General features: G+C 32.4%; 18 protein-coding genes and 1 pseudogene. 8 read left to right on the top strand and 11 right to left on the bottom strand.

The features are described 5' to 3' along the window. Positions 1–52: 52 nt before the first annotated feature. Both MK119_RS20585 and MK119_RS20580 read right to left on the bottom strand, forming a co-directional pair. Positions 53–238 (bottom strand): hypothetical protein, encoded by a 186-nt coding sequence (locus MK119_RS20585; RefSeq protein WP_290682901.1) that lies wholly within the window; start codon positions 236–238, stop codon positions 53–55. 116 nt (positions 239–354) lie between these two features. Then, entirely contained in the window at positions 355–2,136 is a 1,782-nt protein-coding gene (locus MK119_RS20580) for a helix-turn-helix domain-containing protein (RefSeq protein ID WP_290682899.1), read from the bottom strand. 392 nt (positions 2,137–2,528) lie between these two features. Here MK119_RS20580 and MK119_RS20575 point away from each other — a divergent pair, with 392 nt between their 5' ends. Continuing rightward, on the top strand, positions 2,529–4,394 hold the full coding sequence (locus MK119_RS20575) for an ABC transporter transmembrane domain-containing protein (protein ID WP_290682897.1): 1,866 nt from the start codon (positions 2,529–2,531) through the stop codon (positions 4,392–4,394). 372 nt (positions 4,395–4,766) lie between these two features. Here MK119_RS20575 and MK119_RS20570 read toward each other — a convergent pair whose 3' ends face one another. Next, positions 4,767–5,246, bottom strand: coding sequence for an STM3941 family protein (locus MK119_RS20570; protein ID WP_290682895.1), 480 nt, complete (start codon positions 5,244–5,246; stop codon positions 4,767–4,769). A 172-nt stretch (positions 5,247–5,418) separates the two neighbouring features. Between MK119_RS20570 and MK119_RS20565 the strand changes: the two genes are divergently transcribed. The 3 genes from MK119_RS20565 (at position 5,419) to MK119_RS20555 (ending at position 9,003) form a co-directional block, all read left to right on the top strand. Continuing rightward, on the top strand, positions 5,419–6,750 hold the full coding sequence (locus tag MK119_RS20565) for an alkaline phosphatase D family protein (RefSeq protein ID WP_290682893.1): 1,332 nt from the start codon (positions 5,419–5,421) through the stop codon (positions 6,748–6,750). Positions 6,751–6,810: 60 nt separating this feature from the next. After that, positions 6,811–7,308 (top strand): endonuclease V, encoded by a 498-nt coding sequence (locus MK119_RS20560; RefSeq protein WP_290682891.1) that lies wholly within the window; start codon positions 6,811–6,813, stop codon positions 7,306–7,308. A 216-nt stretch (positions 7,309–7,524) separates the two neighbouring features. Then, a complete protein-coding gene (locus MK119_RS20555) occupies positions 7,525–9,003 on the top strand; it encodes a hypothetical protein (protein ID WP_290682889.1) in 1,479 nt (492 codons plus the stop codon). A 1,211-nt stretch (positions 9,004–10,214) separates the two neighbouring features. On the opposite strand, the gene MK119_RS20550 is transcribed toward MK119_RS20555, so the two are convergent. Then, positions 10,215–11,921, bottom strand: a complete 1,707-nt coding sequence (locus MK119_RS20550) for a hypothetical protein (protein WP_290682887.1) — start codon at positions 11,919–11,921, stop codon at positions 10,215–10,217. Positions 11,922–12,076: 155 nt separating this feature from the next. On the opposite strand from MK119_RS20550, the gene MK119_RS20545 reads away from it, so the two are divergent. The 4 genes from MK119_RS20545 (at position 12,077) to MK119_RS20530 (ending at position 16,382) form a co-directional block, all read left to right on the top strand. Further along, complete coding sequence (locus MK119_RS20545; protein WP_290682885.1) at positions 12,077–13,483, top strand: MBL fold metallo-hydrolase; 1,407 nt, start codon at positions 12,077–12,079, stop codon at positions 13,481–13,483. 175 nt (positions 13,484–13,658) lie between these two features. Next, on the top strand, positions 13,659–14,408 hold the full coding sequence (locus MK119_RS20540) for an SDR family oxidoreductase (protein ID WP_290682883.1): 750 nt from the start codon (positions 13,659–13,661) through the stop codon (positions 14,406–14,408). 11 nt (positions 14,409–14,419) lie between these two features. Further along, complete coding sequence (locus MK119_RS20535) at positions 14,420–15,469, top strand: NAD(P)/FAD-dependent oxidoreductase (protein WP_290682880.1); 1,050 nt, start codon at positions 14,420–14,422, stop codon at positions 15,467–15,469. 34 nt (positions 15,470–15,503) lie between these two features. Continuing rightward, positions 15,504–16,382: an AraC family transcriptional regulator gene (locus tag MK119_RS20530; protein WP_290682879.1), complete on the top strand. Its 879-nt coding sequence runs from the start codon at positions 15,504–15,506 to the stop codon at positions 16,380–16,382. 450 nt (positions 16,383–16,832) lie between these two features. On the opposite strand, the gene MK119_RS20525 is transcribed toward MK119_RS20530, so the two are convergent. From MK119_RS20525 to tpiA, 7 genes and pseudogenes are all read right to left on the bottom strand, one after another. Further along, positions 16,833–17,069: a hexameric tyrosine-coordinated heme protein gene (locus MK119_RS20525; RefSeq protein WP_290682877.1), complete on the bottom strand. Its 237-nt coding sequence runs from the start codon at positions 17,067–17,069 to the stop codon at positions 16,833–16,835. A 92-nt stretch (positions 17,070–17,161) separates the two neighbouring features. Continuing rightward, positions 17,162–17,401, bottom strand: a pseudogene (locus tag MK119_RS24430) (helix-turn-helix transcriptional regulator); the annotation flags it as partial. A 153-nt stretch (positions 17,402–17,554) separates the two neighbouring features. Beyond that, the gene (locus MK119_RS20520; RefSeq protein ID WP_290682875.1) at positions 17,555–17,983 is read right to left on the bottom strand and encodes a hypothetical protein; all 429 of its coding nucleotides are present in this window, start codon (positions 17,981–17,983) and stop codon (positions 17,555–17,557) included. Positions 17,984–18,167: 184 nt separating this feature from the next. Beyond that, positions 18,168–19,004: a M57 family metalloprotease gene (locus MK119_RS20515; protein ID WP_290682873.1), complete on the bottom strand. Its 837-nt coding sequence runs from the start codon at positions 19,002–19,004 to the stop codon at positions 18,168–18,170. Positions 19,005–19,227: 223 nt separating this feature from the next. Continuing rightward, complete coding sequence (locus MK119_RS20510; RefSeq protein ID WP_290682871.1) at positions 19,228–19,503, bottom strand: ATP-dependent Clp protease adaptor ClpS; 276 nt, start codon at positions 19,501–19,503, stop codon at positions 19,228–19,230. A 13-nt stretch (positions 19,504–19,516) separates the two neighbouring features. Further along, a complete protein-coding gene (gene prmA / locus MK119_RS20505; RefSeq protein WP_290682869.1) occupies positions 19,517–20,353 on the bottom strand; it encodes a 50S ribosomal protein L11 methyltransferase in 837 nt (278 codons plus the stop codon). Positions 20,354–20,355: 2 nt separating this feature from the next. Then, complete coding sequence (tpiA, locus tag MK119_RS20500) at positions 20,356–21,105, bottom strand: triose-phosphate isomerase (protein ID WP_290682867.1); 750 nt, start codon at positions 21,103–21,105, stop codon at positions 20,356–20,358. Between the last annotated feature and the right edge of the window lie 24 nt (positions 21,106–21,129).

Below are 21,129 nucleotides of genomic sequence, written 5' to 3'. Positions count from 1 at the left end.
GTGTACAAATCTTGGTAAAGGACTTGCACACTTTTAGCACTTTAAAATGACTTCACATGAATGCTAGTTCATCTACTGGACCAACGTAGCCAAACATTGTGTTACCATTATCTCCTGTTTTTGAGTTGGTACCTCTTTTTTTGCGGTCACCACCTAAAATCATTTCTTGCTCACTTACAGTAGCTATTTTCACTTTTGATAATAGCAATTTGTTTAGGGATGTAGTTTGGTTTCTCATTCTTTTTCGTTTTAATGTTATACTCAAATGTATGACCTTTATTAGGATAAAAACAAATGAAACTACACAATATTTATAAATTTTAAGTTAAAAACACAATTTCAAAGCAATGAAAATCAGTTGTTTATATTTTTTATCTTGTTTTTTAATTGTCGTATAAAAAATGACGGTTTTATTCCTGTTTTTTTATAAAAAGCAGCTGAAAATGACTGTTGCGTTTTAAATCCACATTCTTCAGCAATGGCTTTTATTGTATACTCTCTAAAACGAGAATTATTTGTGATTTGCTCAATAGCATATTCAATTCTTAGTTGATTTAGGTAATTAGAAAAGTTTACTTGCTTCACTTCATTAATTACTTTTGATAAGTAAGTCCCGTTCGTACTTAACTCTTTTGCCAGTTGAGGCAAGGTATATTTTTTCTTTACAAACTTATCTGTTGCTTCAAACTTTTCAAGTTTGGTTAAAATGTCATTTACCAAATCTTCTGGCAATTCTTTTATCGTATTTTCAATAGTAGTTGAAGGCTTTTTTTCTACTATTTGTTCTTTTTTTGTCTCTTGGGCTATGCGTTCCTTTTTCTTTTGTTGTTCTGCTAGTAATTTATGAAAACGCTTTTTGTGAATGACTTGTTTTCTAAAGAAATAATAAATTGCTCCTGCAAAAGCTAATAACAGAGATAACAATACAATGATAATAACATTATCCTTTTCTTTTATTTCCTTGATAATTTTGTTTCTTTCTTTTTCTAGAATTTTATTATCATAATTTGTAACAATATTTTTAACTAGATCCTCATAATTTGCTGTAGAAATATCTCGAAAGCTTAATTCTTGAGTCATATAATGATTTAAGTTTTCCCGATCGCCTTTAGACTTGTAGTATTCTTTAATATATGGATAAGCTTCTAATAATTCGGGCATTACATCTTTGGTTATTTCCAAAATAGAATCGACTTTTATAAAGTGTTGAATACTATCTTCATTTAAAGCCTTATTCGTTTTTCCTAAAAATAAATACGCAAAAGCTAGGGATAGTATTTGATTTTTATCATTAGCAAACGTATTCTTCGCTTTTATCAAACTATCTTGCGCAGCTTTATAATCCTTTTTAAAGTAAGAGTTAATTCCAGAATTTAACACAAAATAATTATAACTATCTTGATCATTAATAGCCATGCTATTTTTCATTCCTTTATCAATATAATATCTAGCAGAATCAAATTCACCTGTGTAGGTAAATGAGTGCGAAAGCGCAAACAAAGCTCTGTTATAGCTTTTGGTTTTAATTTGATCTTCATTTGATTCTAAAAAACGAACATATTGTTTAAATATTTTTTTAGACTCATCATGTCGTTTGATCGTATTTTTTATTAAACCTATATTGAAATTGATTGTTTCATGTAGTATTGTATTTTCAGGAGCACGATCTAATGCGGTTGTAAAATTATCAAGTGCGAGTTTGTATTTTCCAAGTCGATAATAATACCTTCCTTTTTGATTATATCCATCTGCTGGAAACCTTTTATTATTTTTTAAATCTTTCGTTAAATATATAATACTGTCACTATATCGTACACATAACTCATCCAAGTATCTCAGATAAAAATTTGAATATTCGTAGTATGCTTTTGCTATTTCTGAGGTGTTTTCAGTCTGTTTTGCCTTCTGTAAAGCCATTTCTAATTCGCTGCGTTTTTGCGCGTTTATTTTTGACTTTGCCTTGGTTACTTTGGAAGTATTATCCTTGGCTTTTATAACATTGTTTTGAGCAACTAAAACAATATTAAAAAGCAGTAACACTACTGTAAATACTGAGTTTTTAATTGGTCTTTTTTTAGAGATCATCGGTGGTGGCTGTAAACTATATATACTAAGTTCGGGTAAGTTTTCAATCAAACCAAAGGTACATTTTTTTTATAAAAATTTATGAAAGATTTATAAATCGTGAATAGCTTCTCTTGTTTTTAGGGGAATTTTCATCTTACATTTACCGTAACAATAAACGATAAGCGATTCAAAAGCAATGAAGTTTTCTCATAACAAAAACTTCAAATGAAGATCTAAATTATTTGCTTCTGAAAAACATGAAAATAAAGTTTAGCCGATTTCTTTATCGCAATGTTCAGTTCGTAAATATTTAGATCGACGAATACTTTCTTAAAGTATGGTTGTTGATTAACGTGCTACTAGTTGTCTTACCAACGACTAGTAGCGAATCAACAAACTTTCCAAAATCAGCAACAATTTACGGTACAACGATGAATTATTGAAACCCTAATCACCAAAAGATGAAACTAACTAATGATAATATTATCTATTTCTTGATCCTAGCGATCTTGATTTTAGCTTTTGGCATTGTATACCAAATCATTCAATCGATGAATATCGATGAAAACTCAGAAAAATTTAACAAACGCTACGAATTACGTAAACAGTGGTTTTTAAATATTATAAAACCCGACCAAAAAACTATAGGTTACAGTATTATTTTAGGCCTTTGCATTGCTATTTTAGGGATGAGCATTGCGGTATTTGCTCAACAGCTTATTGATGTTATTTTACCATCAAAAAATACCAAAATGCTCATTATTAGCATGAGTGTTGTAACGGTGTTATTATTGATTAGAGCATATTTTACTACTTTGCGTAATCAATTCTTAATTTCACAGAGTAAAAACGTAAACAATCGTATTATTGATCGATTTTATACTTCGTTGCTAAGTTTACCTAAACCGTTCTTTGATACTCGTAAGATTGGCGAATTGGTAGCGAGATTCAACGATACACAACGCATTCAAAATGTTATTAAAGTTGTCATTGGAAACGTAGTGATTCATACCCTTATTTCGATAGTATCCCTAGGCTTTTTGTTTTACTATTCTTGGCATATTGGGTTGATTGCCGCCATTAGCTTACCGTTTTATTTCTTATTGATGTATGGTTTTAACACAAAAATCATCAAAGCCCAAAAAGAAGTGATGCAAAGCTGTACCGATAATGAAAGTAATTATATCAGTTCATTGCAAAATATATCTATTATTAAAAATACCAACAGACAAGGTGTTTTTCAAAAGTTGAATCAACGTGTTTATGGCGATTTTCAAGATAAAGTATTTCAACTTGGAAAAATAAATGTTCGATTGTCGCTATTTTCAAGTGTATTTGGCGTTTTATTTTTGATGAGCGTTTTAATATACACCTCATTTCAAGTGTATGGCGGTACCATGCTCATTGGTGAATTAACAGCAGTTTTGTGTATTGCAAGTTCATTATTACCTTCGGTCGCAAGTTTAGCCTTAGTTGCCATTCCAATAAACGAAGCAAAAGTTGCATTTGATAGAGTACATGAGTTTACAGCGTTGCAAGAAGAAGATACTGGAAAAACTCCTGTAAAAAAGTTTAAATCACTCGAAATCAAAAATGTGTCTTTTGGTTTTGAAGATAAAAAACAAGTACTCAATAATGTTAATATTAAAATTTCCCAAAAACAATGTATTGCCATTGTTGGTGAAAGCGGTTGTGGAAAAAGTACTTTAGGACAAATTATTCAAAAGTTCTACACACACACTAACGGAGAAATTATAGTAAATAAAGAAATTCCGCTTCATCAGGTATTAACAAAAGATTGGCTAAATATTATCGGAGTTATTCCACAAGAAATTCCAATTTTCCCAAATACTGTATTTGACAATATTGTACTTGGTGAAGATGATACCTTACAAAATGTAGATGCATTTATCACAGAATACGGTTTCGAAGATTTTATTCAACGTTTGCCAAAAGGGTATGCTACTATGTTAGGCAAAGGCGGCGTAAACTTATCAAGCGGACAAAAGCTAATATTAGCACTAATTCGTGTATTGTACAAAAAACCTCAGCTATTGGTTTTAGATGAATTTACAGCTTCCATGGATAGAAAAACAGAATTATTTGTCTTTGAATTATTAAAACAATTTAAGTCAAAAATTACCATCATTTTCATTTCACATCACTTACACTATTTAAAACAAATTGCTGATGAAATTTATGTCATGCAAGAAGGAGAAACAAAAGTACATGGTAATCATAAAACATTATTAAAAACACCAAATTTTTACAGTGATTTTTGGAAAAAAATACTGAAAACACCGGAAACAATAAATTATATATCGTGAAAAAGAAAGTTGTATACGTAGTTAGTATACACAAATAAAAATGGGGATGAGAGATCAACACAGGTTGCACTAATTTTTTTCATTAAGTTTTTAATTTTTCATTGTCTAGTTTACTGGGAATACTAGGCAAACGCAAAATGTGTTATCTCTCTATTTTTTTAGGTTTAGGGGAACCTATCATTATTTTTAGGCTGGCAAAGTGGCTTGGATATTCTCCGCCACTTTGTCTTTTTTTAAACATACGTATACCTGTCATCTAAAAATTATGAACAAGAAAAAGTTATTGTGTTTAAAAGTATTTATCGCTGGTTTTTTCAGCGCTATTGCAGGAATCATCATTTTTGTAATGATTAGTCTGTTTTATTTGAAAAGCTAATTTAAGTTTCTATACTTCTCAATCATTTCTATAGCTTCTGGCAAAGACACATGAAACTCAGTTTCTGGAATTACAGCTGGACTTCCAAAACGTCTTGTATTTGACTTCATCAAATTTTTCACTATGCTATTTTTATCTTGAAAAAAGGTTTCCTGATCTTTTAATAATATAACCAAAGCTTCAAAGTTAATACCCGATACAATATCAAATCCGGCTATAAATTTCCAAGAAATTGTCCCTACTCCATTCACTGAACTCCTTATTCCAGATTTACTTACAATAACAGAAGGTTCATTCTTCAAATATGTATTCATCAGATAACATCCCATAAAAATGAACAATCCAAAAAAGATATAAGTCATTATGGAAGGCAAAAAGAGTATCGCTAACATGGAAATAAAAATGATAAACATTGAAGAAAATAATGTTCTTCTTCTTCGTTTTCGTGTTCTATAAAAAAGTAACGGTGTTTCCATTCTTAAAAAATACTTCGATAATTATTTAAGTGCTAAAAGTATGTATTATTTAGGAATCAAAAGATATTCTAGTTTACAATTCATAAGAAAGTATTCATGCAATTGATAACTTAGATTTAAACTTGTTATGTAACTTTATACCGAAATTTACAGCCTAATAGAATATCGATTTATGAAAAAGATTTTTAGTGTACTTCTCTGTTTTTTATGTGTAACTATTGCTATTGCTCAAAAAAACCTATTGCAATCAGGTCCAATGGTAGGTTATTCTGATTTTAGAGAAGCGTTGATTTGGGTACAAACAACGAAACCTGCTGAGGTAAAAATTGGATATTTTACTGAAAACGAAGCCGAAAAGTTTACAGAATCCGTTCAAACAACTAAAGCAGGCGATTTTATTGCGAAATTGACCCCAAATGAAGTTGATTATGGAAAAAACTATACTTACAAACTGTACATCAATGATGTATATGTTCCAAGAAATTACAAGCTAGAGTTTCAAACACAAACTTTATGGCAATACCGAACCGATCCACCAAATTTTAAAATTGCACTAGGTTCCTGTAGTTTTATAAATGAAAAGAAAGACGATCGTCCAAAACCATACGGAGATAAGTATCAAATTTTTAATTCTATCCTTCAAAAAGATCCAGATTTAATGATTTGGGTTGGAGATAATGTCTATTTGCGTACACCTGACTTCATGACAATTACAGGTATTCGTCATCGTTACAGACATACTCGTGCTACAAAAGAACTACAGGCCTTGCTAGGTAGCGTTCATAATTATGCTACATGGGACGACCACGATTATGGTCCAAATGACTCAGATCGTAGCTATGTAAATAAACGAATTGCTGAACAGACTTTTAACGACTATTGGGGAAATTTGAACACAAATGCTGCTGGAAATGGTGGTGTAACGCAACATTTTGCTTGGAATGATGTTGAATTCTTTATGCTTGACGATCGTTATCATAAAGCTCCAAATAGAGATCCCAATCCAGATAAAGACTACCTTGGAAAACAACAACTTAATTGGCTGATTGATGCATTGACCAAAAGTAGAGCGACTTTCAAAATTGTTGTAAACGGTGGACAAGTGATTAGTGATGTAGCTAAGTTTGAAAACTATATAACTTATCCAACAGAACATGCAGCGTTGCTAAAACGCTTAGATGATGCTAAAATTGAAGGTGTACTTTTTATTAGTGGAGATAGACATCATACTGAAATTTCAAGACTAGAACGTAAAGATGCTTATCCTTTAATTGATATCACCTGTTCTCCTTTAACTTCAGGAGTGCATTCACCAAGAGATGAAGGTAATACACGCCAAGTAAAAGGAAAAACATTCTACAATCGTAATTTTGGAATTATGGAAATCACAGGAAAACGTAGAGATCGTATACTGGTGCTCACCATTTATGATTCTGATGGAAACAAAGCTTTTGATTATGAAATCAAAGCCAAAGATTTACGCTATCCTAGAAAGAAAAAATAATATTAAAAAGCACTGCTAAAATGTAGTGCTTTCTTTTTATAATTTTAATAGCTTTACGCCATGATTGCTGCTATTGATATCCATTATAAAGAAACTTATGCAAAAGCTGTTTGTGTGGTATTTAATTGGGAAGATGAAACTCCTCAACATATTTATACAGAAATTATTACAGAAGTAGAACCTTATATTTCTGGAGAGTTTTATAGAAGAGAATTGCCGTGTATTTTAAAAGTACTTGAGCAAGTATCATTGGATACACTAGAGGCGATTATTCTTGATGGACATGTTTTTGTACATAATGACCATAAATATGGTTTAGGCGGTTATGTTTGGGAAGCTCTCGATAAAAAAATCCCGATTATTGGTATTGCAAAAAAATCATTTATTCATACTGAAAAAGTAGCTACACCAATCAAACGCGGTACGAGCGAAAGTCCATTGTTTGTATCCTGTATTGGCATTGACAAAGAAACTGTTTTAGAAAAGATTCAACTACTCCACGGTCCACATAGAATGCCCACTATTTTAAAACTAGTCGATTCAATTTCTCGCACGTAAATAAAACACTCTTAAATCGCATTAAAAACTACATATAAAATAGTAACACAAACTATTTATATTCCTTCTTAACTTCCTTTTTCTTACCTTTTTATTGATAATTCAAGATTTGATGCTAAAATCAAGTATTTATACGCTATGTATTATATATTTTTTTTGTGAAATTTGAGATATCTAAATACACCATAAACTAACCATATTAACACCATAACAAAAATGAAAACCTTATTAAAAACTACTGCATTCCTATGCATTGCTTTATTATTTTTAAATTCTTGCGAAGAAAAGAAGAAAGATGATAAGCAAAAAGACACCGAAACTACAACTGATGCTTCTAAAGCCAAAGCGCAAGCAGATTACAACTTAGCAGAGGCAGATACCTCAACAAGTCCTTGCGAATGTGAAACAGATTGGTTTCCACATACACAAACACCGGCGCCTGCAGAAGGAGCTGATAGTCCATTTGCAGCCAGTGAAACTACAAACTGTATATTCCACCAATGGTCATGGCAAAAATTCTTATGGTTAACAGTTCCTGACAGCAATAAAACACCTTTATTCTTAAGAGATGGAAGTATTTCACAGGTTGATCCGTATATGAATCCTTTAACCATTCCTAGTGGCGCTTCTTTAACACTTTCTGCATCAGAAGAAAAACAAGCGGGTTCGGCAGGAATTTTAACATCAAATCCAAACTTTAACAATGGTAGTTCTGCAACCGTATATTATGCTATTTTCATGAATGATACCATGTATGAAACTGGAACCACTTACGGCACACAAATAATTGACGGAACGCTAGACCCTAATAACTCAAAAGTGTTCCCTGTAGGATCTTTTGAACTAAAAACATCGTGGGTTGCTACTTCAGCCATTCCTCAATCGGATGTAGCTAACTATTTTACAACAAATGCAAGTATTGACGGTACTATGACAGAAGTAGCTCTTTTAGGAATGCATGTTGTTGGCGTAGTGGAAAATCATCCAGAATTTATTTGGGCAACATTTGAGCATAATAGTTTAGCACCAATTTTTGATTGGACAAAAGGAACTGCAAGTGCCGATGTTGAAAAATTATTATTCAAAAAAGGAAGTGTTTCTAACATTGATGGAATTACATGGGGCGGATCAGCACCAAAAGCAGAAGATGAAGCATATACGCTTTTCCAATATGGTGTTCCTAGAGTTGAAGGAAGTGATCCTACAACAAACTTTATGAAAACGAGTCAATCAGAACCTGAAAACTTCAACAATATTGGGACTATTGATGCTTGTGTTGCTAAAAATCTAACAGATGTTTGGAATAATTATGCATATACAGGTTCTATATGGATTAATACAGATGGTTTAACACCAGAAGAACAAGTTGCTTTATTAATCAAAGAAGGATATGGCTTAGGAAGTGCAACACCAGGATCAGTAGCGAGAGGTTCTTTAAACTCAGCAAATATTTCTATGGAAACGTATACACAAACATTTGAATCTAGTTTAAGTAGTATTGATGCAGAAAACTTAACAAACTGCTTATCATGTCACAGTGCTAAAAGTTTCAGTAGCGGTAATCCATCGTCACCTTTATATCTAAGTCATGCTTTTAATGGTTATTTAGAACAACAAAAAGGGAAGTCTAAGAGCGAAATTCACGCTATGAAAGTAAGAGAATTTCAAGATGCTTTCATAAAAAAAAAGAAATAATTACGTAGAAAAAACTTTCTGAAAAGAAGATAAATATATCAGTTTTTAATTTTTAGAAATGCTCCAAAAAAAAAGAATCCTCAGGGCAAAGGATTCTTTTTTTATTTTTTAAACAATTTATCAGATTGTCACTTCAATACTAAATAGTAACAGTGTAAATATACTCTAGTATTTACTCTACCTCATACAAAGTCGATGAAAATACAATTATATATAGATGAGTGGTCGTAATAGATCGTTAAACTAACAAAAAAAGAAAAGATTTAGGAGAATGCAATAGTTCAGAAAAGAAAAAAAGAACTTTTGGGGCATTAAAAGTTCTTTATATTTTACAATTTACCAGATTGTAATTATCGTAATACTAAATGTATATAACAAATATAAAGGGATGAATAATATATACTCCCTAAAGTCGATAAATCAGCAACATAGTATAGACGAATGACAGTATTTTAACGATAAGTGTTCAAAATAAAATGTTTTCTACAGACAATCAGACAGTTAGCTATGATTTATATATAAATCAGTATCAGTTCCACATGTCTACTTATTAAGACAGAAATGCTAATTAGAAAACTTATCAATGGTCAAAACAACATATATTAGAATAACAATATAAATTATAAAAAAAAGTATTAGCTTCTAAAAGAAGCATTTTATATAAAGCGAAAGGAACGTTCCCCAACGTTCCTTTCTGTTTGTAGAATAATAAACCTCAATAAAATACTCATTGAAACTTGATCTAATGTAGTAAAAAGGTTTGGTAGAAGTGGTAAATTATTTTATAGGCGTTGAAAAATAAAAATAAGCGTTAGATTTTGTGTAGAAAAACAAAAAAGGAGCGTCCCCCAACACTCCTTTTTGCATAAGAAATATATTCTTCTTTAAGCGGACTTACATTTAGTATGTAAATTTTTCTTTTGAAGAATAAATAACCTAAAAAACCTATGGTAAACTTAGACAAACTAGTCGTATGATAAAAGAAAATGCACACGTAATTTATAAATTACGGGCAAATACATAAGTGTTTAAAATACTGATTATCAACACATAAAAACTATCTAGCGTGGAAGTTTTTTAAAAAAAGCTGAGTCCTTTTGAAACCTACAGTTTTATAAATTTGTGGATAAGAATAGAGTCTAAAATTTGGATTTAAGCCAATTTAAAACGATTCATATTCCTAAAATTTGTTAGTTTTTTAAAAGACATTTCTATAAAAGTCCACTCTCGTCCAAACTATCTTTGATTGTTTTACGAACAACTTTATAGGCTTTTCGTTGTCCAAGAAGTCGAAAAGCAAAGGTGTAAAAACCACTTTTAGTAAATGATTTTATGATGGCACGAATTCGTTTTTGAATTGGTTTCTTATATACCTTATCAAAAGTTTCCATATTATATTTTGGATACTCTGGATATTCTAAACTTGCATCTACTCCATACGTTTCAGTATCAAATTTTTTATTGATTACCTGCAAGGCGCGCATATCAGGAATAATAGGAAAGTATTTTGGTACTTTATTCAAATCGTCTTTATCACTGTATGAAAAACGATTTTTAGCAGCAGCTGTCACTTGCGCACCAAAACGCTTGACTATATTTTTGTTTTCTACTGCAAAATAATAACGTAAAAATGATTGGCAGTTTTTTCTTCCTAAGTGAAAATCATGTGCACGAAACGATTCATCTAAAAACCCACCAAAACCACTTAAAGGTGCTGAAGCCAAATCTTTTTTAGAACGTATCCATCCTTTAATAGTTTTATGCTTACGCTTAGGTTCTACCAAAAATTTGGTTCTATTGCTTAAAGACAATGCTTCTAAAATTCCATCTTGATTAAACATTACTTGATTTCGCAGTGCTTTAAACATTCCTTTGGCTGTAGTAATAATATCACGTTTGCTATCGTACGGATCCAAATCATGATCTTGATTTGGAAAAGGATCAACCATGACAATAGCATAGTTATCGTCTTCACGGATGGTTTCATTCTTCTCAATAAGTACTTTCATGCATATACCAAAAGGTTCATTGTTGATTAATCCACCATCTACCGAATTAAACCTATATATATCATCTTTCTTAAAATCCACACGAATGCCTTCACTCCTATCAAATAAATATTTTGGATAGCGCGCTACATATTCATTCGCAATGGTAATTTCTCGGGATTTTAATCCAATAGGAAAAGCAGAAGTACTTAAAGTAGCATTTTTCAGATAGTTTATATGTTCTGGATCTTTTAAATCTAACACAAAATATAAAGAGTCTTCATGCTCAGGAATTCCTGACTTATGTTGGTCATTTGCTATTTTGTATCGAAAAAAGCCTCCATGATTCGTAATAACACTTTCACTATCCTTAAAATCTATATTAAAATTTAAGCCTCGTAAGTTCGTTGTTGTCAAAACTAAGTCTAAGCTTTTGGAAACATAACTAGGAAATGCTACATGATCATTCGTTTTTAAAGCATTATCGGCAATGGATTCGATGGGCGCCACATTGAGCAACGACTCTGGATATTCGTCAACTTTCAAATCATCTACATGCAGCAATTGCATCAAAGACGTTTCTGTATCGGTATCTGCCATTTTTACCCAAGACTGATAAAAAACATTGTTTTCTCCTGTAGGGTTGTCCTTATTCACAAACCGATGATCTTTGTCTAGTAAGCTTAATACAGTCAATGTTCCCGTAATTCCTCCTGCAGAAGCACCACTCAATACTTCCAATTCTACATCATGCATAGGAATCGATTCATCATATTCTGGATGATCTTTTCCTAAATTTCTATTGCGTTCTTTGGCTTTTTCCCATAGGTACAAAGATTCTAACAAATAATCAATAACTCCTGCGGTATAGGCTCCTGCTGAAACAGCACCAGCCATAGTGATACATATTTTAAACTTTTTTGTAGGCATTTTCATAGTAATTTCTGGATAAATATAGCATTTTAACATGCTTTTTATTGCAATATTCTCATAAACGGTATATAATTTTTAACAAATTAATACCAACGCTGTACAACACTTACAATCATAATGTTTGTTATATTTGTAACTGTAAAATCATAAGAATGAAGATTGAACAAATATATACAGGTTGCTTAGCGCAAGGTGCGTATTATATAGAATCTAATGGTGAAGCTGCAATAATTGATCCATTACGAGAAACGCAGACATATATTGACAAAGCAAAAGCTAACAGCGTGAAAATCAAGTATGTTTTTGAAACACATTTTCATGCAGACTTTGTGTCAGGTCATTTAGATTTGGCTAAAGCAACTGGTGCAACAATCGTTTTTGGTCCTAATGCAAAGACTGATTACGAAATGTACAGCGCAGCAGATAATGAAGTATTCACTTTAGGAAACCTCAAAATAAAAGTTTTACATACACCAGGGCACACCTTAGAATCTACTACGTATTTATTGATTGATGAAAACGGAAAAGAACATGCTATTTTTTCTGGTGACACGCTCTTTTTAGGTGATGTTGGACGACCAGATTTGGCCATTAAATCAGATTTGACCAAAGAAGATTTGGCTGGAATGCTTTACGATTCGCTTCGTACAAAGATTATGCCTTTAGCTGATGATATTATCGTGTATCCTGCACATGGTGCTGGTTCTGCTTGCGGAAAAAACTTGAGCAAAGAAACTGTAGGTGTTTTAGGAGAACAAAAGCAAACAAATTACGCGTTGCGTGCTGATATGACCAAAGAAGAATTTGTAAAAGAAGTGTTGGATGGAATTGCTCCACCTCCACAGTATTTTGCTAAAAATGCTTTGTTAAATAAAGTTGGATATACTTCTTTTGAAACCGTTTTGGAAAAAGGAAACATTCCTCTTAGTCCTGAACGACTTGAAGCCTTAGCCAACGAAGAAGATACTTTAGTTTTGGATGTTCGTAACCGAGAAGATTTTACAACTGAACACATTCCAAATAGTATTTTTATTGGACTTGACGGTAGCTTTGCTCCTTGGGTTGGTGCATTGATTAAAGATTTGCAACAACCAATTGTATTAATTGTACCAGAAGGAAAATCTGGAGAAGCCATTACACGTCTTTCTAGAGTTGGATTCGATAATACTTTAGGATACTTAGAAGGTGGTATTGAAGCATGGAAAGCTAGCGGACGAGAAACTGCTAGCATTGAATCTATTCCTGCAGATGAGTTTGAAAAACGATTGTTAGAAAACAAACTTAATGTATTGGATGTTCGTAAAGATGGCGAATACAAAGCAAAACATATTGAGGGCGCGCAACATTTTGCCTTAGATTATATCAATAACAATATGAGCGAAATTGATTCGACAACAGAATATCATATTCATTGTGCTGGTGGATATCGTTCTGTGATAGCGGCTTCTATTTTAAAAGCACGCGGTTTTCACAAGGTAATTGATGTTGCTGGAGGATTTGCTGCCATTGAAAAGACCAATATTCCGTTGACAGAATTTGTATGTCCGTCTACATTATAAAGAACATAAAATACAAATATTATAGAATCCTTCTCCTATTTTTGAGAAGGATTTTTCTTTTTAGAAAATCATTTTCCCAAAATTACCATTCATTGTCTAATATGCACTATTTCTTCTTTTGATAGCAAATTACTTTTGTCTTGTAAAAAATATAAATCATAAAAAAATATACAACATGAGTAAAAGAGCATTAATTATAGGCGGAAGTAGTGGAATTGGAAGAGCCACTGCACAAAATTTATTAAACGAAGGTGTTGAGGTACACGTAGTCGGCACAAATACTACAAAACTGGAAGCGTTTAAAAATGTAGCTGGCAAAAATTTACATACACATCAAGTAGATATTACCAATGCGGCAGAGGTTGATACTTTGAACGAAAAGATCAATGGATTAGATAATTTAGATTATCTCGTAAACGCTTCTGGAATTTTTGGGCCGAAAGCTTTTTTAGATCATACTATAGCGGATTACGATTCGTATCAAGATTTAAATAGAGGTTTTTTCTTTATTACGCAAGCAGCAGCTAAAAAGATGAGCTTAACCAATGGTGGCGCTATTGTAAATGTGGGTTCTATGTGGGCAAAACAAGCCATAAAAGCAACACCTTCTTCAGCGTATTCTATGCAGAAAGCTGGATTGCATTCATTGACACAACATTTGGCTATGGAATTGGCAGATCATAAGATTCGTGTAAATGCTGTTTCTCCTGCGGTTGTTGAAACTCCTGTGTATGAAAGTGTTTTTGGAGGAAAACAAGAAGCGCATGATGCCTTACAAAGTTTCCATGGATTCCATCCAATTGGACGCAATGGAAAAGCACAAGATGTAGCAGACACCATTTCATATTTGCTTTCAGATAAAGCATCATGGGTAACTGGCGCTATTTGGGATACTGATGGAGGCGTAATGTCAGGAAGAAATTAAAAGAAGCGATTGTGACACAAAAGAAAGTTAAATACATAATTATTGGCGCAGGCTTGTCTGGCTTAACGACTGCTTTTAAATTATACCAAAAAGGTGAAACTGATCTGTTGGTTTTAGAAGCTAGAGATCGTATTGGCGGTCGTATTATGACTGAGCAACATATAGATTTTGGTGCTACTTGGTTCCAAAACCATCATGAACATTTGTCTGCACTTATTGATGAAGTCGCTATAAAGAAGTTTCATCAATTTAGTCATGGAAAAAGTGTGTTGGTCTACAATTCCATGGCTCCTGCCCATTATTTTGAAAACGATCCAAGTTATCCATCAGCGTTTCGAATTGCTGGTGGATCTATTGCGTTGATTGAAAAGTTAGCGTCATTTTATAGAGATAAAATTCATACCAACACTATTGTTTCAAAGGTTGTAGAATTAGAAAACAAATTCGTTATCACCACAAATACAAGTAATTACATTGCAAACAAAGTTATTATTACCATTCCCCCAAGAATTGCCTCCAACATCAAGTTTTCTCCTGAATTGCCAGCAGATTTAGTGCAAGACATGAAAAATACACATACGTGGATGAGCAATGCTATGAAAGTAGGTTTGACTTTTAAAGAACCTTTTTGGAAGGCTAAAGGCTTTTCGGGAACTATTATTGGACAGATTGGTTGTGTAACGGAGCTTTACGATCATTGCTGCGTAAATAACAACAATTTTAGCCTGATGGGTTTTGTAAATGAAGCATTGCGTGATGTTTCTAAAGAAGAACGGAAGACTAAAATCTTAGACTATATACAAAAATATTTAGGAAAGGAAGTTTTAGACTATGTGACTTACCAAGAGAAAGATTGGTCACAGTATCATTTTACGGCTTCTAATGACATTAAATCTATTTATATGAGTCCACGCTATGGTAATCCGAAGTTTCAGGAAATGTATTTCGACGGAAAGCTACTATTTTCAGGAGCTGAAACCGCTGCTATTCATGGTGGTTATATGGATGGCGCTGTGCTAAGTGGTTTGAATGCTGCAGAGAAAATTATATCCATAGCCTGATTCTTGGAAACTTATTGTATTTTTAAATTGACTTTTGAAAGATTCTACCAAACATATCGCACAGTATCATCTGCATAAAGCACATCCAGAGATGCTTCAATTTGAAATGTATGATTTGAATGCATATCGAAAGCGAAGTGTTGAAAAAGCTGCAATTCCACATTCACACAGTTATTATCAAGTTATTTGGTTTTTTGAAGATGGAGGTAGCCATGTTGTCGATTTTGAATCTTATGAAATCCGAAAAAACATGATTTTTTTTATAGCAAAGGATCGTGTGCATGCTTTTGATGATAACTTGGATATACAAGGTTTGTTAATTCATTTTAATGAAAGCTTTTTTATGCATAATGATGTAGATATTTTTTTAAAGTATCACATTTTCAATTCTCAAGAAAATCCGCAATATATTATTGATGATGATACTGCTGAAACGGCACATTTACATACCAAACTGATTTCACGAGAACTTTCAAACCGAACACAATTTGGTTATGAAGATAGTATTCGATTTTCGTTAAAAGCTTTGTTGATTAATTTGGAGCGTGTACATCAAAAAGAACAGCATCGACAATTGACATTTAAGAATCATTACGAATTACAATTCGCTAAGTATAAAGAACTTGTGGAAGATAATTATGCAAAAGGATTATCGGTAGCTGATTATGCCCAACTCTTATATATTTCTTCTAAAACATTGAATACCATTACCAAAGAAATTGCCAAAAAATCTGCTTCTGAAATTATTGCAAATCGCATTATTTTACAAGCAAAACGTTTGCTGAAATTCACTTCTTTACAAATAGGTGAAATAGCTTTTAAAGTAGGTTTTGACGATCCTTCTTATTTTGTCAAATATTTTAAAAGACATGTAGGACATGCTCCTACTAGCTATAGAAATGAAGTCATTTAACGTATGTCCAACATACATTTTATTGATTTTTCCTTCATAAATACTACAAAATGTAAGATTAGATACGGTTTTACAAACATTATATTTAATGCGATAAACCTAATATTCTGCACATTATGAAAAAAAAAGTAAATTCAAAAAACTAAAACTCAGCAAAGAATCAATTTCCAAGTTAGAACAGTCTAAAATCGGTGGAGCAGTCCCGGCAGAGACCTGTGAATGTCCTTGTCAAGGAGGAACTGGTTGTTGCAATGGTTCACAAGGAGTTTCCTATGATCCTGAATCGTTCAATGGATGGCAAATTTGTATATGCTACATCGATCTTTAAGAAGTATGTAAGCTTATCTTATTTCCAAAAATCTAATAAATTCACTTCATTGTAGATTTGCGGCATGTATATATGTCTATGAATTTAGGTATGAAGTGAATTTTTCAATATCTATTCAAAAGTTATGATTTCCAATAATCATTTGCTACAGCAATTGTTTGAAAATTAACAGCAATTACATGTGAAGCTCTTGTAAGATCTGTTGGATTGTTCGCATATTCTGGATGTATTTTTTTTAATACTTCTACATCTGGCTGTGTGGATTTTACGCCCATTCTGGATAATTTTATGGCAAGTTCATATCCTTCTTGTGGTGTTGAGGTTTGCATAGTAAGCAACCATATGCCATTTTGTCCCATTGTGTAAATTTTTAGTTTTAAACAAAACTAACATGTTACAATACTATATTTAAGGACGATTGAACCAACAGATGGACAATTAAATCAATCTGTTAGTTTTCAGTTGTTTTCAGAACTCTTTTGGCGAAATTTTGGTGTGTTTTTTTAAAAATTCTACTAAAGTATGATGGATCCTTGTAACCCACTTTATAAGCAATATCTTTGATTGGTGTATTTGTCAAAAACAATTTATTTTTTGCGCTTGCAATGCGTTTTAGATTGAGAAGTGTGATGAAACTATTTTGAAAATATTTTTTATAAAGTCTGCTAAAAGTAGATACCGACACTTCAACTTTATTTGCATAAAAAGCTACAGATGATTATTTTTAAAATGCGCATCTATCAACTTTTCTATTTGATAGTGAAGGTTTTCTTTTCGAGCAGATGCAATTTCTTGTTTCTTTTTTTTATAACGAACTGCTTGTATGAGCAGCATTTTTAATTGACTAGATATCATATCTAATTGTCCAATTTCTTTTTGAGACAATTCTTTTTGAATAATAGTCTAATACATCAGCATATTCCTCTTTTGAACACGCTAATATTTGGTCATTCATAAAGTTATTAAATAATAATCCTTGGCAGCCTATGTCTTTTGCATGAATGTCAATACAGAAAAAATCGGGATGAAATTGAATACATACACCTTCAAAACTTCCTGTTATATGCAGTTGTTGATACGGATAATAAAACAGCACATTTTGATTAGAAATCGTTTTTTCTTTCCCTTCAAAAGTTAAGATACATTCGCCATTATGGAAGAAGAATACACCGTAAAAGTTTGGATTTTTAAAGAGAGATGAAAATGATTCACTTGCGATAATTTGTACTTTTATTATTTTTTTATCTTTTTTATTTTGGAGTAAGTACATCATTTACACAAATGTATTTTATTTATGTATACACTTCTTTTTATTGATTGATTTCGTTTATACATTCATAAAACATACGGCTATAAATAACGAAAAGGCGCTTGGTCATGCGCCTTTTCTGTGTTAAAAATCACTCTCGATTTTTTATTTTAAAGTATTAATTATTACGCTTGTAATAAATAGGTTTTTAGTAAAGGAATCTTAATGCTGTAATATCATTATTGTTGAATTCTCCATCTTCGCTAGAGCTAAAGCAAGCATTCATTAATGATGTTGGATCCCATCCTGTAGGTGTTCCTGGGATGTGAATTGCTCCAACTCCTGCACTTCCTTCGTTTGTATTTTGTCCACAACTTTGTCTGCTGAAATAATCTGAGTGACGGAATCCGATAGAGTGTCCAATTTCGTGTCCGATTACGTGCTCATGTACATTGTTGCTGTAAGGAGCTAACCCTGAATTAATACGAACCCATTTGTTTGGATTTCCTCCTGAAGGGAAACCTGCAGATCCACCAGCTCCACCAGCTACTTGATACACTACCATATCTTTGTTTTGGTAATCAGTACCAAAAGTTAATTGGAAACTAATATCTAAGTTTAATCTATTATAGTTATTTACAGCCCACTGAAGACCTGTACGCATTTTTTGTGTAATTCCATTAGAATTATTTCCTGTATACCCAATGATTGTAATTACACCGTCATTTACAAGATTGTTTGTACGATATTGTTTGCTTGTAATATCTCCGCCAAGCACCATATTCATTAATTGGTCGCGAGTCATAAAGATATCACCTTCAAGCATAAATCCTTGCTCAATTTTACCTCCTGGCTTTTCCATTGAGACTTCTTGCATGTCAAAGGTATTGAAGTGAAGATCTTGCGCTTTTTGCAGCACTTCTTGAGAAATTCCGATTGCAGAATCTTGATCATTGCTTACTGTGTCATTTTCTTTGCTACAAGATGTTAAAGATAGCCCCATAGCCAATGCAATTAGCATTGCTAAGTTTTTAATTTTTTTCATTTTAGAAGTTTTTTCGGTTAATGTTAATAATTGTTTGGAGCGATTTTTAACACACAATAAAATTATAAATTCAGTTAAATAATTCCTAATAAAGTGTTAAAAAGATTACATTTTTCTAAAAAATTAACAGATTTAATGTGTTTTGTTAGATATTCATCAAAAAAATAGGCGCTTTACTAAAAGCGCCTATTGATTTATAATGTACTAAAATTCTTTATGTTAGCTAGATTATTTCTGCAGAAAGTCCTGCTTCTAACAGTTTACTGCATCTAGGTTTTAAGTCTTTATACTCTCCTGTCTTTACCGTGCATTTTCCTTTGTAATGAACAATTATGGAACACTGTTCTGCTTGCTCAGCAGTATGATCACATGCATATATGAGTGTTTGAATAACATGATCAAAAGTGTTTACATCATCGTTATACAACACAATTTCATTGTTCTTTTGTATATCTTCTAAGGTCAGTAAGTCTTCTTTAATTTGTTCTTGTATACTCATATTCAATATTTTACTACGAATTTACAAATTTTAATGAAACCCAATTGTTTTTTTCGAGTTTGTCTGCAAATTTTAACTTGTTTTTTTCACATTCATCTGTAATCATAGGAATGTCTTCACTATAAAAGCCACTTAAGAAGAGGATTCCATTCTCATTTAAACAAGCAGCATATTGATGAATATCGTTTAATAAGATGTTTCTGTTGATGTTAGCTATGATGATATCATAGTTTTTTCCCTCTAACAAAGAAACATCTCCTTCATATACAGCGATATGCTTACAGTTATTGCGTTCTACATTTTCTAGCGAATTTAAATAGCACCAATTATCAATGTCAATAGCATCAAGTGGTTGGGCTCCTTTCATTTCTGCCAGAATAGCTAAAACACCAGTTCCGCACCCCATATCTAATACTTTTTTGCCGGTAACATCTGTGTTTAATATATGTTGTAACATCATGTGTGTAGTTTCATGATGACCAGTTCCAAAACTCATTTTTGGTTCAATTACAATGTCATATTCTACGGATGGTTGCTCATGAAAAGGCGCTCTAACTACACACTTTCCATCTACTTCAATAGGTTCAAAATTCTTTTCCCATTCTTCATTCCAGTTGACTTGCGCAATTTCTTCTTGTTGATAACTGATACTGAATTCTGTATTTTTCAGTATTTGAATATCGTCCAAAATAGCATCGTGCCAATCGTCTTTTTGAATGTAGGCGTTGACACCTTCTTCATTTTCCACAAAGCTTTCAAATCCTGCAAAACCTAACTCAGCTATTAATATTTCAGTAGCTGGTTGTACTGGTGATACTTTGAAGGTATATCCAATATATGTTGTAGACATGATTAGAATGCGTTAATGATTGCTACAAAATCAGCTGCTTTTAAGGAAGCGCCACCTATCAATCCTCCATCTACATCTTCTTTGGCAAAGATTTCGGCGGCATTGGCAGGTTTTACACTTCCTCCATATAAAATAGAAAGTTCATCTGCTATTTCGCTTCCAAATTTTTCAGAGATGGTTTTACGAATAAAAGCGTGCATTTCTTGCGCTTGTTCTGGAGAAGCCGTTTCTCCGGTTCCAATAGCCCAAACTGGTTCGTATGCAAGAATGATATTTTTCCAAGCAGAAGCATCTAAGTGAAATAGTGCATTTTTTAATTGGCTTTCTACTACTGAAAAATGATTTCCAGCTTTGCGATCTTCTAATTCTTCTCCAAAACAGAATACTACTTGTATGTCATTTGCTAAAGCAGCATCTGCTTTTTTAGCTAGTAATTCATCTGTTTCTCCGAAGTATGCTCTACGTTCGCTATGTCCTAAAATTGCAGTATTTATACCAACACTTTTTAGCATGTTTGCTGAAATTTCACCAGTATATGCTCCTTTAGCTTCTTGATGCATGTTTTGAGCAATTACTTCTATGTTATGTTCTTTTAATACGTTAAACGCCTGAAAAAGATTTACATAAGTTGGTGCTACCATGACATTTACATCCGTATTCGGTACTTGTGCAATTAAATCATTTAATAATGCTTCCGTTTCTGAAAGATCATTGTTCATTTTCCAGTTTCCTGCAACTATTTTACGTCTCATTTTATTGTTTTTTATTAACCTATT

Origin of the sequence: Kordia sp., assembly GCF_022447245.1 — a bacterium.
In the GTDB taxonomy this organism is placed as follows: Bacteria; Bacteroidota; Bacteroidia; order Flavobacteriales; family Flavobacteriaceae; genus Kordia.
The sequence above is the reverse complement of the archived record's forward strand: the minus strand, read 5'-3'. Positions and strand labels throughout refer to the sequence as shown.